The sequence below is a fragment of the Vreelandella sp. 21 genome, assembly GCF_050995515.1.
GTDB lineage: Bacteria > Pseudomonadota > Gammaproteobacteria > Pseudomonadales > Halomonadaceae > Vreelandella > Vreelandella alkaliphila.
This window is the reverse complement of sequence record NZ_CP194673.1, coordinates 650,586-665,496: the sequence shown is the minus strand read 5'-3', so window position 1 is coordinate 665,496 and position 14,911 is coordinate 650,586. Positions and strand designations below refer to the sequence as shown.

Below are 14,911 nucleotides of genomic sequence, written 5' to 3'. Positions count from 1 at the left end.
TTTTCATTGAGCAAGTCCGCCGCAAAAAAAATTCAAGCTATCCGTGGTATGAATGATTTATTGCCCAGCGAAAGCCCCCGCTGGCAATTTTTTGAAGCCAAGGTGCGTCAGTTGATGCATCGCTATGGCTTTGATGAAATCCGTACGCCCATTGTTGAACAAACGGCGCTATTTGCTCGCTCTATTGGTGAAGTCACCGATATTGTCGAAAAAGAGATGTACACGTTCGACGACCGCAACGGCGACAGCCTGACGCTGCGGCCCGAAGGTACAGCTAGCTGTGTACGGGCAGCGATGGAACATGGCTTGCTGCATAACCAAACGCAACGGTTGTGGTATCAGGGCCCGATGTTCCGCCACGAGCGTCCGCAAAAAGGCCGCTATCGTCAATTTCATCAGGTAGGCGTAGAAACGTACGGCTTTGATGGACCGGATATCGATGCGGAAGTCATTCTGCTTTCAGCGCGTCTATGGCAAGAGCTAGGCTTACTGGAGCATGTGACGCTAGAGCTTAACTCTCTAGGCTCCACAGAGGCGCGCGCGGCCTATCGCGATAAACTCGTCGCTTATTTTGATCAGCATCACGACATCCTTGATGATGACTCTAAGCGTCGCCTCACCAGCAACCCTCTGCGCATTTTGGATTCCAAGAATCCAGCGATGGCGGAAATGCTCAACGGTGCGCCGCAGTTGATGGATCATTTGGACGATGAGTCGCGGACACATTTTGAACAACTCAAAGCAATGCTGGATGCAGCAGGCATCGACTACGTTGTTAACCCGCGCTTGGTACGCGGTCTTGATTACTACTGCCGTACGGTATTTGAGTGGACGACCACGGCCCTAGGCAGCCAAGGCACGGTATGTGCAGGCGGTCGCTACGATGGCCTGGTCGAACAACTAGGCGGAAAGCCCACGCCAGCCGTTGGTTTTGCCATGGGTATCGAGCGCTTAATATTGCTGCTGGAAACATTAGACCTGATTCCAGAAGAAGCGCTAGGTGGCTGCGATGTGTATCTGCTCCCCATGGATGACAACGCTACTATTGTCGCCCTCACCCTGGCTGAAAAACTACGTAGTGAGCTGCCAACCCTTAGGCTGCAGTTGCACTGTGGTGGCGGTAGTTTTAAAAGCCGTATGAAAAAAGCGGACAAAAGCAACGCACCTGTTGCAGTCTTATTGGGCGAAGATGAGCTAGCAGAGCAAGCCGTAACGCTTAAGTTCCTGCGTGATGATCGCGAGCAGTTGCGTGTGTCTCAGGCTGAGCTCACCGCGACACTGCAAAACCTAGTGCCCCACTAACCTTACTGCCTACTCTATTGGCAGACGAACACTCGCCAGCCGCCCTTGCGGCTGAGCTAAAGAACAGGAGGCCGCCCGTGGCGGAGCTGAGAAGCGAAGAAGAACAGCTAGAGGTAATTAAACGCTGGTGGAAAGAGAACGGAACCTCTCTCATAGCAGGGGCTGTTCTTGCTGCAGCGGGTGTGCTTGGCTGGAATGCATGGCAAAACTATCAAGAAGGCCAAGCAGAAGCCGCCTCCGTGCGCTATCAGCAACTCGTCAACATGACCGCTGGTAACACCTTGGCAGATGATCAGTTAGCCAATGCCCGTGAGCTCATTGATGAAATCACCAGTGACCATGGCAAGACCCTCTACGCAGAGTTAGCACAGTTGCTGGAAGCACGTTTAGCCGTTCAACAGGGTGACCTTGATGCAGCAAAAAGTGCGCTTGAGAACGTGGCTAGCAACTCCTCTCGCCGCTATGTGCAAAGTCTTGCATGGCTGAGATTAGCGCGCATTGAGATTGCAAACGACAATCCACAAGCAGCCCTGAGTTTGTTAGATGAGTCAATTACCGATGCTCTGGCAGCTCAACAGGCCAACGTGCGCGGCGACGCTTACGCTGCGCTAGACCAAACAGAACAAGCGAGAGACGCTTGGCAAACTGCGCTAGAACTGGCTCAAACCCAGAATCAGCCGCTTTACGGCGTACAGTTCAAGCTTGACGATCTCGGCGTCGAAGAGGTGACACAATGATCATGACCAGTCTTCCCAAATCGCTATTTTCAAAGCCGTCTGTGCGCATTACCGTCGGAGCCGTGGCACTCGCCTTGCTAGCAGGCTGTGCTAGTAAAGGCGAACCGGCTTATACGCCTAAAGAGCTGCGTAGTTTTACAGAAACCTCTACGCTTGATGGCGTATGGAGCAGGAACGTAGGCGACGGCCTTGGTCGTGCCCGCTACCCCATTGCCCCGGCTCGCGAAGGTGACACCGTATTTGCTGCGGATGCCAATGGATTGGTCGCCGCCTTTAACGCCAATAACGGCAATCGCGAGTGGGAAATCGAGCTGGATACGCCTATTTCAAGCGCGCTTAACGCTATTGCAGGTCAGGTTTATTTAGGCACTCGTAACGGAGAAGTTATTTCCCTGGATCAGCGCGACGGTAGTGTCAATTGGCGCTCACGGGTTTCCAGTGAAGTGCTGGCAGCACCTCAAGCGAATCAACAGCTACTACTTGTGCAGAGCGTTGACGGCCAAATCACCGCACTCGACCGCGTCACTGGCGAGGAGCGTTGGGTATATGCCAGTTCACAACCTTCGCTCACCCTTCGTGGTACCGGCACGCCAATGGTCATTGATCCTGTAAGCTTTGTTGGCTTTGCTAACGGACGACTAGCAACATTAGACAACCGCAATGGTCAACCACTGTGGGAGTTACAAATTGCTACTCCCCGCGGACGTAGCGACGTCGACAGGTTGGTTGATCTTGCCGGTCAGCCGGTAGTAACGCCTGATGGCCGACTTTTCGTTACTAGCTATAACGGTAGCGTCGTAGCGTTGGAAGCAACCCGCGGTGGCGTTCTATGGGAAAGCAACTTATCTAGCCGCCATACCCCTATTTTGGTAGGTAACATTCTGCTAGTGGTCACTGATGATAGCCACGTCGTTGGCCTGAATGCCGACAACGGACAGGAATTGTGGCGTAACGATGACTTGGAAGACCGCCGGTTAACAGCACCTGCGTTTGCAGATGGCCGCGTGGTCGTCGGTGACTTCGAAGGCTACGTTCATCTACTTGATGCCCGCGAAGGCACGTTAGTAGGCCGTACGCGCGTGCACAAATCTGGCATCAGCGTGCGTCCTGCCACTGAAGGCAGCACCATTCATGTCCAGGCCAATAATGGTCGCCTGGAAACCCTGGAAGTAACTCCATGACACCCGTCATTGCTTTAGTCGGTCGGCCCAATGTGGGCAAATCGACGTTGTTTAACCGCCTAACCCGCTCACGCGATGCGCTCGTAGCGGACTTTCCTGGCCTTACCCGAGACCGTAAATACGGGAACGGAATGCTAGGCGGCAAAGCGTATACGGTGATTGATACCGGCGGCATCAGCGGTGACGAAGAAGGGATTGATGCGGCAATGGCCGAGCAGTCCCTGGCAGCCATTGATGAAGCCGATATTGTACTGTTTCTAGTAGACGCGCGCGCAGGGCTTAACGTGGCTGATGAAGCCATTGCGAACCATCTGCGCGTTAATCAGAAAAAAACCTGGCTAGTGGTCAACAAAACCGATGGTTTGGAAGAGCATTCGGCCATGGCCGACTTCTGGACCTTAGGTCTTGGCGACCCATGGCCGATTGCTGCCGCCCATGGCCGCAATGTCTCACTGCTCATTGACACAGTGCTGGAGCCGTTTCCCGAGCGCGATCCCAGCATTCCTGGGGATACCGGCACCAAAGGCATTCGTATCGGTGTTATTGGCCGTCCCAACGTGGGCAAATCCACATTGGTTAATCGGCTGTTGGGCGAAGAGCGCGTTGTTGTATTCGATGAGGCGGGCACTACCCGCGATGCGATTGAAATTCCGTTCGAGCGTCGTGGTAAGCCCTACGTATTGGTTGATACTGCGGGTATTCGGCGGCGTAAGAACGTTCGCGAGATTGCTGAAAAGTTTTCTATTATCAAAACCCTGGATGCTATCAAAGAGTGTCACGTCGCCGTGATGGTACTCGATGCACGCAGCGGTTTAGTTGAGCAAGATCTCCACCTGCTAGATTACGTGCTAACCACTGGCCGCGCGTTAGTACTGGCCATCAATAAGTGGGACGGACTGGAAAGCGAAGCGAAAGAGAAAATGCGCGCAGAAATTAAGCGCCGCCTGGGCTTTGCTGAGTATGCCGAGATGCATTTTATCTCCGCCCTACACGGCACCGCTGTGGGTGATCTTTATCCTTCGATCGAACGAGCTTTCAATGCCGCGAACGCTCACTGGTCGACCAACCGATTGACCACGCTGCTTCAAGATGCGGTCAGCCAGCACCCGCCGCCCATGGTTAACGGCCGGCGTATCAAACTGCGCATGGCACACCAAGGTGGTAGCAACCCACCTATCATCGTAGTGCATGGCAATCAGACTGAATCACTGCCGGAAGCCTATCGCCGCTATCTAACCAACACCTTCCGCAAAGTGTTGAAGGTTCGCGGTACGCCAATGCGCTTTGAGTTCCGTTCGGGTAGCAATCCGTTTGACCACATGGCAGGGGCAAGCGATAAAGAGAAAGCCAAAAAACGCGAGCTCAACCGTACTAAAGAAGCACGTAAAAGCCGCCGCTAATGCTAGCTCATTAATCTACCAAACGCCTGCTGACCCTCATCAGCAGGCGTTTTGGTTGATGGCCCCCATTATCGAGTAAATCTGCTTGACAGCTACCCGCACGAGCCCTCAAATAGCCGCGTTTTTCGGCAATCGCCACTCTGACATTTTGCACCTCTGAACCTTTGCCCTTCTTAGGAGGGATATTAATGCACTACGCAATTAAACGCGGGCGCGGTTTGCTCTTGCTGCTGATGACAAGCTTGCTAGCAGGTTGCCTTGCCCTGCCCCAAACAGGCTTATTTGCCTTTCGCTTGGCGGTAACATCGCTGGGCATTGAAGAGGTGCGTATTGGCCCTTATAACGTGCAAGCAGGGCTTGATACTAGCGACCTGACAAGCTTGCTTGCGTCTAGTCTTGGCGCTGGCAGCTTGCCCGTTCAGGCCACCTTAGCGATGGGCCTTGGTTTACCTACCGGTATGCCCGCTGTTGAGATGTCAGGTTTCCGTTGGATGCTCGATATGCCGGGGGTCGATCCAGTGCAAGGCCAATATCAAGAGGATGTAACGCTAACATCAGGGGAAGACTCAACGTTACGTCTACCGGTAGCGTTTGACATCCTGACTACCGACACTCAGCGTATGATGCCAATGCTAGAACTCGCCAGTCAGTTAGCCACCCAGGGCTCACTACCGCCTGGCAGTGAGCTTGCTATCACGCCAGGAGACCTGCGTGGACTGGGTATGACATTACCTGCAGGGCTTTTAACGCCGACCATTCGCCTGAACGTAGGCGCCGACGGCCAGTTAACGCCTGTGCGTTAAGCCTGACGACTTCCTTCATGAAGCCGTTTGCGGCCCACCCACTGGGCTGCAAACTGCCAAGCCGTTCGGCCACTGCGCCCTCCTCTTAGCGTTGCAAAGCGAACCGCTTCTGCCCGTGCGGCATCACTCCAATCCTGCTTATCACCAATACGAGCTACCCAATGCTCACAGACCTCTAAGTAAGTCGCTTGGCTGAAAGGATGAAAACCTAACCATAAGCCGAAGCGATCTGACAATGAGATCTTTTCCTCAACAGCGTCACCGTGATGTAGCTCTTCACCCACAAGACGCGTACCGCTATTGTCGTCCATGGATTCCGGCAATAAATGGCGGCGGTTAGAAGTGGCATACAACAAGACGTTTTCCGGCGGCCCTGTTAATGCGCCGTCTAAGACGCTTTTGAGTGCCTTGTAAGCATCATCATTACCTTCAAATGAAAGATCGTCGCAATACACCACGAAACGATGCGGCGTATCGCGCAGCTGTTCTACCAATATCGGCAGACTACCCAAATCGTGGCGATCCACTTGGATCAATCGCAGCCCATCATTCGCCAACGAGTTAAGCAGCGCACGAATCACCGATGACTTCCCGCTGCCACGTGATCCCCATAGCAAACCATGGTTGGCGGGTAGCCCCTGCAAAAATGCACGGGTGTTATCAACTAAGGCTAATTTTTGACGCTCGATACCTAACAGGTCATCCAGTGTCATCGTGTCGCGCGGTGGCACGGGAACTAAGCGACCACCTAACGGGTGGCGCTGCCAAATAGCCGCCACATGCTTGTCCCAATCCACCTGGATCGGTGCAGGCGGCAACCAATGTTCTACGTGGTCCAGCAACCGCGTTAAGCGTTGGCTCAATTCAGCATCCATGATTGTCCTCAGAGTGCGTTATGATATGAGTTGATTTACCACTGACAGTGGTTATCTTGTGTGCAAAGATCCCTACTCGTCTATAAGGAAACCGCTTATGCGCTGGCTTCGCCCCCTGGCTGTTACTGCACTGTGTGCTTCTGTTGCAGCATGCTCCACGTCACCTACCGGCCGCTCTCAGTTGCTGCTGCTTTCAGATGATCAGCTCAATCAAATGGGCCAGCAAGCCTTTGCGCAGTATCAACAAGATATTCCAACCGCAGGTCAGGCAAGCCATCGCTATGTACAGTGCATTACGGATGCCATTGTAGAGGTATTGCCAGCCGAGCAGCGTAATCTCGATTGGCAAATCCGTGTCTTTGAATCTGAACAGCCCAACGCCTTTGCCCTGCCCGGTGGCTACATGGGCGTGAACACGGGAATGCTCGATATCGCCACCAATCAAAACCAGCTAGCCTCGGTTGTCGGCCACGAAATTGGTCACGTCATTGCGAATCATGCCAACGAACGCGCCTCAACAAAAAGCGCAACGTCACTTGGTTTATCGGTGCTTGCCAGCACCTCAGGCATGCAAACCCCTGGAGGCCAACAATTGATGGGGGTGCTGGGGATGGGAGCGGAATACGGTATTGCGTTGCCGTTCTCCCGTAGTCATGAAAGTGAAGCCGACGTTATCGGCCTCCAGTTGATGGCCCAGGCAGGTTTTGACCCACGGGAAAGCGTTACCGTTTGGGAAAATATGCAGGCGGCCTCCGGCGGTGGCGCCCCACCCGCCTGGATGTCGACGCACCCAAGTGAAGGCCAGCGTATCGAAGGGCTTCAAGCCAGCATGAATAACGCCATGGCAAGCTACGAACAGGCGCGTAATAGCGGCCGCACTCCCAACTGCCCACGCCCCTAGGCACCTTAATATTGAGGTTTGAATGATTCGACTTGGTTTATTGCTGCTTGTCTTGCCGATTTTAGTGTTGCTCGGCGTCTATTTCTGGGAACTTGGTGACGTACGCGCTTGCCAGCTCGACGGGGGGCATTGGGACTACCTGACAAATGCGTGCCGTGACACGCCGCAGCCCTTTGTATCGTGGCTTGAGCGCTCACCGCTGTTAGTCAACGGTGGCATGCTGGTCTCTGTGGTTGGTCTCGTTATGTGCATGATTGGCTTTTACACCAAATCTCGCTAAACACGAGAGAACACAACCAGCATTAACCGAAAAAGGCAGCCGCAGTGGCTGCCTTTTGATATCGAAGCACAATTATTATGACGATCGCTACTTCCTCAGCCATTCTGCCATAGCCCTTCACTTAGAAGCGATCTGTTTTCTCATAGCTTCCACCATAAGAAAAACTGACAAACCAAAACGAACTAGATTGACTACTCATGACTCTTCTAGAACTCCACTAAATATATCCACTACATCATTTAAGTGATCATCTGCCTGAGCAAAAATAAACTGCTTTAGAAATTTATCGATGCGAATATTGAGCTTAAAAGGTGGAATACTTAGGCCATCTATTTTTTCAAAATAAAATTTTGCTTTTTCCTTATCAACGGTGTCTTTAAGCGCATCAAAGCGACCGAAATTGTTAAGATTTTTCTCATTAACACTATCTTTTAATAAGCTTACAAGCATGCTTTTATCTAAACCTAACGCATTAACAATGGCATTAATCTGGGCATTTTCAGCATTGTCTTTGTAGGTGTTGATGTAATCTCTGAAAGTATGGCCTTCTATTAATTTTGCATCACCACGCTGTAAATCATGCAAGAAAAGCTTGGCGTATTTTTGTTCAGCTTGCGTCAGTGAAGAGAACGACTTATGCAGTTCGTTTAGCGTAATTTCAATGCTGGCTTGATCATTATGCTGATTTAGCTCTTTTAAATATTTATCAAAGCGACTATTCATATAGTCGGCATCAATCTTTCCAGTGTCAATTTCCGTCAAATAGCCACTAATATCAAAAGGCACATCGCCACCACCCGCACCGCCACCATTATCTTTTGATGCAAGCTCTTTATAACGCAGCGCAAGGCTAAGGTAAGTTTTCTCATCAATGGCCAGAGTAACCACATGCTCAGTGCCACTTTCGTCTACTGAAACGTCCTTAGAAAATGTATAAACTGACTGCTCCCAACGGAAACCTTGTACCTTCGCGGCTTCTAGATGCTGGTTAAATACGTTAAATAGTTCAGCGAATTTTGCGCACGCCTCAACTTCTTCTGGCAGTTTTTCAAAATTTTCCACACCGGCACTGATGAACAATTCGGTAATATCACCGAATAGTTCATTCATTGCTTCTAAGTTGCTTTCTAGTCTATCTACAAACAACCCTATGGGTCTGTCGCCAGAATATAGCTTTACCGCATCGTTGATATGCTGCTCCATCGTGTGCGGATAACGATAATAGCGGATGATACCGTGAGGCTTGTCGGGACCAAACAAGCGATTCGTGCGCGAGAAAGCTTGAATAATGTTTTGGTATTTAATGACTTTATCTAAATACAGGGTATTGAGCCACTTGGAATCAAACCCCGTAAGCATTTGGTCGACGACAATCAATAAATCCAACTGTTTGGCGGGTTCGGTATGAATCCGCTCATAAGGTTTTTTGTGAGCAAGGCGTGCGGCCAAATCTTTTTTAAAGGCCGCGTGGCGAGCGAAATCAAAATCTTGACCGTACCGAGCGTTATAGTCCGCCATTATTTCTTCTAAACCATCACCTTTAAAGGTTGGGCCTCGATCACCACTGCCGCCATCGTTATCAATATTTGGGTCAAACAAGGCAGAGATTTTAAGTTCCGGCTTGGAGACCTTTAGACGGCGGTAATAGTCAATGGCCTCTGCGATGCTATTGGTGGCTAAAATGGCGTGGAATTTATGACCTTGGCTGAGCACATCCCATTTATCTAAGATGTCACTGACGACTTTTTCTTGGTGAGTATCCGTTAAATATTGGCTTTTAGGTACGTAGTCTTCGTTGCCTTTATGATATTTCCCTGTGGCATCTTTGTAGCCCGCCATCGGCACATCATTCATAAAGTGATTAAATTTTTTCTTCTTGACTGGATCTGACATTGCATCAGCCACCGACTCAGCCTTAGCTTGCTCTAGCGCTACAGCTTGTCTTACATCACTGTCTCGAAAGGTGGGAACTTTATAAGGGTCAAATCCCAACACGTTTCCATCGCGAATGCCATCGGCGATGCTATAACGGTGCAGCTCGTTGCCAAACACATCAGTAGTAGTATTGTTATTGACCTGATTTTCTTCATGAATCGGCGTACCGGTAAAACCAAAGAAAAGGGCTTTAGGGAAGGTTTTTTTCACCCTTACCAACATGCCTTCTTTGTTTTCTTTGCCGCCACTCATTGTCGAGCGGTGTGCCTCATCAATAATAAATACCAAGCGTTTAGCGCGGATTTTTTCAATATCTGCCGAGTTAGTTGCTGTGCCTTCATCATCCACTTCTTCAAAAATATTACTCATTTTTTGAATGGAGCTAACAATTAGCGTATCGGCTGGGGAGGTGCTTTTTAGCTTGGTTACCAATACATGGGTATTTTCGGTGGCTTGTACATTTTCAGCATCGCTCGCAAAATTACGGTATTCGGCCAGAGACTGGGTGCCTAGCTCGATGCGATCCATCAAAAAAATGACTTTATCGGCATCTTTAGATTGGGCAATGAGCTGCGCTGACTTAAAGCTGGTCATGGTTTTGCCTGAACCTGTGGTATGCCAAACATAACCACCCAGTCTGTCTTTATTATTTTCACTGCCCAGCTGTTGCCAGTTGGTTTTGGCTACCTTATCCGATATCGCATTGGCGGCGTAATACTGATAACTACGCATCACTTTCAACACGCCATCGCTCTCGTCAGCGACGGTATAAAAGCCAATCAATTGATGCGCCATAGGGATGGACAATAGATCGGCGGCGATATCTTTCCAGTGGTTCACAGGTTCATTATTGTAATTACCCCAATGGAATTGATAGTCGGGGTTAAACTTACCGTCCATACCGGGATTAGCAAAGTATTTGGCCTCATTAGGCTCCATGGCGACAAAGACTTGGATCAGTGAGAATAAGCCGCTAAAAATGCCTTCTTTGGAATACTTTTCGATTTGGTTAACCGCTTGGCTTACTGGCACACCACTGCGTTTAAGCTCCACATGAATGACCGGCATACCGTTAATCAATAGCAGCACATCACCACGTCGGTCATTACGCAGCGTGCTACCGCGTTCAAATTTGGGTTGCTGGACAATTTGATAGCGGCTTTGGCCTGCCGCGATTTCTTGGCGGTCATAGATTTTTAGACTGACTTCCTTGCCAAGATGCAACTTATCGGCGGGATTATCACGCTTAATGGCTACAGTTTTACCGTTGATCAAACCATTGAGCTTAAGCGGTGTTTTTAGCTCTTTTATCTGTTCAATAATCTGCTGCATTTCCGTTGCTATCAGCGGCACATCGTTTAAGCGATCTTGCTGGCGATTGTTCTCAAATAAAATATTCGCCCAGTTTTGCAGCAAATCCGCTTCGGTTTTGTTTTTGAGTATCTCAGGCTCCCAGCCCTTGTGGGTAAGCACCTCGATAAAGGCCTGCTCAAATTGTGCTTCGGTTTTAAACGTCGTCATGGTTCTGCTCCCTGCTAAACAAACATTTTTCTCAAGCAGGCCTGCTTGATGTTATTAAGTTTGGTGATTTGTTGTTGGTGTTGGTTGATCAGCGCATCGATTTTTTGGAAGTAATTTCCGATTTTTTCTTGTTCCTCTTTTTTAGGAGCAAGAATTCTTACATTAGAAATATCGCCAAGCGATAAGTTCGGCTGTGCACCTTGTGAAGCTGATGCATCTACAAAATCTTTAAAATCTTTAGTTTTAGTAAAGTGATATATAAATTCAACTTTAACAGGGGAATCATTTTTTAATCTAACAATAGCTAGTGCCTGATTGGTATTTGCTGGCAGTATTTCTTTTTTTACTATTGCAGCTCGCCCTAATGCGCCCGCAATCGATATCAGCAAATCATTTTCTTTAATTCTTGATCTTGCCAAAATTTGGTCTGTCTCAGCATCGATATATGCAAACTTTGATTGACTTATATTGCCTATTTCATCTACAGATTCTACTTTTACAAAGGAAATGCCACTACCAACGAAACTCCGGCCTATGGTCATTGGAGTAGTACCCTTAGTTATCAAACTAGAGCAGTATTCAATAGTGAAATGCTCCCACTCCCCACTAAACCCTTTAAAGCGGATTTCTGGGATATTTTCGCCTTGTTTGGGGAACATTTTTTCCAGCATGGCTTTTTTGATGTTACAGAGCTTGTCATGCTTTTGCTGGTATTGCTTGATTAGGTTGTCGAGTTTTTGGAAGGTGTTACCGATTCGGGTTTGTTCTGTTTCGCTAGTTACTCGAACTAGAATATTATTAATCGCAACCTTAGATAAACTAGGTACACCGGTAGATTCGTCATGTTTTTTCCAATCTATTTTTTGGAAAAGACAATACAAATAATCCAACTTAATTTTTTTTCGAGGAACTGCATAAAAAAGAGTATCCACTGTCCAAAAAGGTGCTCGTAATAAATACGGTTTATCAATAGTTCCTTTTCGTCCAATTCCTATTGCATCTTCATTATTTGACAATGCACTATCCACGCTAAGCATGTAGCCACCTGTTCCATAAACAGGAATGTCACCTTTACCTAAATGCTTATAGTCTTTTCCGCTTCGCACATCTATCACATCTAATAAGACCGCATCTTCCCAATCCCCAACAAACCCTTTAAACCTAATCTCAGGCACCTTCTTTTCCACACTCATCTTATGCGCCCTTCAATAAGTTGGCGAGCTCATTCAAGCCTTGCTGATCAAACTCATTACCTGTCAGCTCACCCATCATTTGTGCCAATTCTTGCTCGGTGCTTTTAATCTCACTGGCGACTTGTGAATAAGTGATGGCGTATTTATCGGCAAGAGCTTGAACTTGGCTGGTCAGCTGTGTGATCACGGCACTTGGCATGGCGGCAAGTTCCGTGCTTAACGGTGTGACCCATTTTAGGTGCAGTAACTCATTGACTTGCTCGTCGGTTAAACCTTCGATAGTTGTTTTAGTTTTTAAGTGTAGAGCCTGAGTTTTATCTTTTATATCAGCCTTAAGCTTCGTTTGTTTGGTTAATAACTTATCTGCCAAGATCACTTTCCCTTCGAAAGAATCTTGATCAAATTCGAACTGTGCCCTTAAGGTTTGTAGATAGATGTTTACTTTCCCTTTACCGTAAGTACCATCTTTATTCGCTTCAATATGGAGCCAACCTACACTAGGGTGCTCCTGAATAAATACCAGCTTTTCTGGTTTTTTTGCTTTATTATCGAGTAAAGCAAGATATTTATTGAGTGCTCGAATTTCTGGGGAATCAACATCAGCGTATATATCCATTACTTTTTTAGCCAACTCACCCTTAACAAAGGCATCGTTCTTATCATTCAGCATTGGCGAATCTTTTTCTTCTTCGGTAAATGACTCAATGATCTCTTCTATTTTAGAGGCAACTCCTGCCAGTATTAACTCTTGGCTTTTTAATTCGTTTAGCTCTTCTCTTAAATACGTTTTCTGAACAAGCTCAAATGGCATGATGCGACCTTTCCAGCCGTCTTGTAGCTCAATATCTTTGCCATCTTTTTTCCTGATAACAATATTGGGTTCAACTTGTTTCGTGGCAGCAAAACCTTCTGTTTGCATCATTTCTAAGTCAGCACTGATCACTTGCCATTGGCTGTTTAAATATTGATAGGCTTGGTATTTGTCGATAAGGGCAATGGGGGCTAAGCGGCTAAATAGCTCGGCGCTTAATTCAGGCTCTTGCTGATTGCGGTTAATGGCTTGCCAGCCTTGAATAAGCGTAGCGTTTAAATAGTCATCAAAACCTGCAAAGGCTTGGTTGTAAGTACTGATAAACTCAACCACTTGTTGGTGCTGGGTAATGGTGGCGTTTACCGCATCTTTAGCGATAGCTAACTCACTATAAGCCGTGGATTTTGGCGAAAATAGTGCATTGTGTAATTGCGGCAAGGCTTGCCAATATTGGTGTAATTCAGTAATTTCGCTATTGGGTATACCGCCTAGCATAGTGGCGTGTAAATCCCAGCTTTCGGCTGCCGGTGAAGAGTCCACATAACGCGAAATATTTAAGTTATATCCATTGTCGCGCAAGGTTTTCTTGCTGACTAATTGCGAGAATTTATCGATACTTTCGCGGTTAATGACCGCATCCACAATACGTTTGATATCACTGGCTTGCAGTTTGTTATTTTTTCCTTCTTTAATAAAGTGCTTAGAGGCATCAATAATTAACACATCGCTCTCAGGTTTATCAACAGAGCCGCGTTTTTGCTTCAGTACTAAAATGACAGTTTCAATACTGGTGCCAAAGAATATATTTTTAGGTAAACCTATTATGGCATCTATATGATTCTGCTCAATCAGTTGCTTGCGAATTTCACCTTCTTCACCGCCACGGAACAATACCCCATGGGGCAATACAATAGTCATAATACCATCGGGTTTTAGATGGTAAAGGTCATGCAGCAAAAAGGCAAAATCGGCTTTGGTTTTGGGCGCTAAGCCAAAACGCGAATAACGTGGGTCACTGTCTTTAAAACTTGGGTCCCACGCTTGCGAGTAAGGCGGGTTAGAGACGACTGCATCCACATACAATGCTTGATAAGTACCTTGTGGATCGTTCTCATCAAAGTATGGCCAATCGTCTTCTAAGGTATCACCGTTACGGGTTTTGATATTGCTGGCTTTTATCCCGCGCATGATAAGGTTCATACGGGTTAAGTTGTAGGTATTGGCTTTTAGTTCTTGGGCATAATAGGTAATGCTGTCTTTGTTTTTGGCGTATTTTTCAACCGCTTCACCAATATTGATCAGTAACGAACCCGAGCCCGACGTTGGGTCGTAAATCTCGATGGTGTCTTTGTGTTTTAACTCATGGGCAATGATGTGCGACATCAGTACCGAGACTTCATGGGGCGTGTAAAACTCACCGGCTTTTTTCCCGGCATTAGCGGCAAATTTTTCAATCAGGTATTCGTAGATATAACCCAGTACGTCATAGCCTTGCTTACCGTTCATTGGGATACTTTTGATCAAATGCAGTAAGTCACTAATGGCTGTAGTGCGCTTACCCGCGCTTTCACCGAGTTTGCTCAGTCCCGTTTCTAGGGTAGTGAAAATACCTTCAAACAATTTTTTGTAGGTGGGAGAAATCAAGCGGCTAAACGCTGAAAGCGCATCGCGCACGTTAGACTCGTCAAAGTCATGCGCTGGATCAATCCAGGTTGAAAATAGGTTATCATAAGCGATGAAATAGCCTAGATTGTCTTGAATGTATTTCACTGTGTCGGCGTCTGCTTCGGTTAGGGCTTTAATGTCTTCAGGTGTCATGCCCTCTTTGGTGACAAACTGAACTAATTGGTCGCTCAGGTACTTATAAAAAATGAAACCTAAGATGTAATCTTTGTATTCGTTGGCTTCGATTTTTGAACGCATCTGGTTGGCTGATTCCCAGATTTTTGCGGCCAGTTGTTGCTTGTTCATG

11 protein-coding genes are annotated in these 14,911 nt (G+C 47.8%); 7 read left to right on the top strand and 4 right to left on the bottom strand.

Annotated elements, in window-relative coordinates; genetic code table 11:
• Positions 1–6 precede the first annotated feature (6 nt).
• From hisS to ACN06F_RS03075, 5 genes are all read left to right on the top strand, one after another.
• A complete protein-coding gene (gene hisS / locus ACN06F_RS03095) occupies positions 7–1,302 on the top strand; it encodes a histidine--tRNA ligase (RefSeq protein ID WP_231657255.1) in 1,296 nt (431 codons plus the stop codon).
• A 77-nt stretch (positions 1,303–1,379) separates the two neighbouring features.
• The gene (locus ACN06F_RS03090) at positions 1,380–2,039 is read left to right on the top strand and encodes a YfgM family protein (RefSeq protein WP_433924638.1); all 660 of its coding nucleotides are present in this window, start codon (positions 1,380–1,382) and stop codon (positions 2,037–2,039) included.
• The gene (gene bamB / locus ACN06F_RS03085) at positions 2,036–3,220 is read left to right on the top strand and encodes an outer membrane protein assembly factor BamB (protein ID WP_038481435.1); all 1,185 of its coding nucleotides are present in this window, start codon (positions 2,036–2,038) and stop codon (positions 3,218–3,220) included. The genes ACN06F_RS03090 and bamB overlap by 4 nt, the downstream gene beginning before the upstream one ends.
• Positions 3,217–4,620: a ribosome biogenesis GTPase Der gene (gene der, locus ACN06F_RS03080; RefSeq protein ID WP_038481432.1), complete on the top strand. Its 1,404-nt coding sequence runs from the start codon at positions 3,217–3,219 to the stop codon at positions 4,618–4,620. Before bamB ends, der begins: the two co-directional genes overlap by 4 nt.
• 188 nt (positions 4,621–4,808) lie before the next feature.
• Positions 4,809–5,423 (top strand): hypothetical protein, encoded by a 615-nt coding sequence (locus tag ACN06F_RS03075; RefSeq protein WP_120385752.1) that lies wholly within the window; start codon positions 4,809–4,811, stop codon positions 5,421–5,423.
• Here ACN06F_RS03075 and ACN06F_RS03070 read toward each other — a convergent pair.
• Positions 5,420–6,298: an ATP-binding protein gene (locus ACN06F_RS03070; protein WP_038481426.1), complete on the bottom strand. Its 879-nt coding sequence runs from the start codon at positions 6,296–6,298 to the stop codon at positions 5,420–5,422. The two genes, ACN06F_RS03075 and ACN06F_RS03070, sit on opposite strands and share 4 nt — an antisense overlap.
• A 97-nt stretch (positions 6,299–6,395) precedes the next feature.
• Here ACN06F_RS03070 and ACN06F_RS03065 point away from each other — a divergent pair, with 97 nt between their 5' ends.
• Together ACN06F_RS03065 and ACN06F_RS03060 are read left to right on the top strand one after the other, a co-directional pair.
• Positions 6,396–7,199, top strand: a complete 804-nt coding sequence (locus ACN06F_RS03065; RefSeq protein ID WP_433924637.1) for a M48 family metallopeptidase — start codon at positions 6,396–6,398, stop codon at positions 7,197–7,199.
• A 22-nt stretch (positions 7,200–7,221) separates the two neighbouring features.
• On the top strand, positions 7,222–7,479 hold the full coding sequence (locus ACN06F_RS03060) for a hypothetical protein (protein ID WP_038481419.1): 258 nt from the start codon (positions 7,222–7,224) through the stop codon (positions 7,477–7,479).
• A gap of 195 nt (positions 7,480–7,674) precedes the next feature.
• On the opposite strand, the gene ACN06F_RS03055 is transcribed toward ACN06F_RS03060, so the two are convergent.
• Genes ACN06F_RS03055 through ACN06F_RS03045 form a run of 3 tightly spaced genes read right to left on the bottom strand, consistent with a single transcriptional unit; the run spans position 7,675 to position 14,910 of the window.
• Entirely contained in the window at positions 7,675–10,935 is a 3,261-nt protein-coding gene (locus ACN06F_RS03055; RefSeq protein ID WP_433924636.1) for a type I restriction endonuclease subunit R, EcoR124 family, read from the bottom strand.
• A gap of 14 nt (positions 10,936–10,949) precedes the next feature.
• Positions 10,950–12,128 (bottom strand): restriction endonuclease subunit S, encoded by a 1,179-nt coding sequence (locus tag ACN06F_RS03050; protein WP_433924635.1) that lies wholly within the window; start codon positions 12,126–12,128, stop codon positions 10,950–10,952.
• A 1-nt stretch (position 12,129) separates the two neighbouring features.
• The gene (locus ACN06F_RS03045) at positions 12,130–14,910 is read right to left on the bottom strand and encodes a type I restriction-modification system subunit M (RefSeq protein ID WP_433924634.1); all 2,781 of its coding nucleotides are present in this window, start codon (positions 14,908–14,910) and stop codon (positions 12,130–12,132) included.
• Between the last annotated feature and the right edge of the window lies 1 nt (position 14,911).

Bases quoted from the DNA above. Each gene is read 5' to 3' on its own strand.
- bamB (WP_038481435.1), top strand. From the start codon at position 2,036: ATGATCATGACCAGTCTTCCCAAATCGCTATTTTCAAAGCCGTCTGTG.
- der (WP_038481432.1), top strand. From the start codon at position 3,217: ATGACACCCGTCATTGCTTTAGTCGGTCGGCCCAATGTGGGCAAATCG.
- ACN06F_RS03075 (WP_120385752.1), top strand. From the start codon at position 4,809: ATGCACTACGCAATTAAACGCGGGCGCGGTTTGCTCTTGCTGCTGATG.
- ACN06F_RS03070 (WP_038481426.1), bottom strand. From the start codon at position 6,298: ATGGATGCTGAATTGAGCCAACGCTTAACGCGGTTGCTGGACCACGTA.
- ACN06F_RS03065 (WP_433924637.1), top strand. From the start codon at position 6,396: ATGCGCTGGCTTCGCCCCCTGGCTGTTACTGCACTGTGTGCTTCTGTT.
- ACN06F_RS03060 (WP_038481419.1), top strand. From the start codon at position 7,222: ATGATTCGACTTGGTTTATTGCTGCTTGTCTTGCCGATTTTAGTGTTG.
- ACN06F_RS03055 (WP_433924636.1), bottom strand. From the start codon at position 10,935: ATGACGACGTTTAAAACCGAAGCACAATTTGAGCAGGCCTTTATCGAG.
- ACN06F_RS03050 (WP_433924635.1), bottom strand. From the start codon at position 12,128: ATGAGTGTGGAAAAGAAGGTGCCTGAGATTAGGTTTAAAGGGTTTGTT.
- ACN06F_RS03045 (WP_433924634.1), bottom strand. From the start codon at position 14,910: ATGAACAAGCAACAACTGGCCGCAAAAATCTGGGAATCAGCCAACCAG.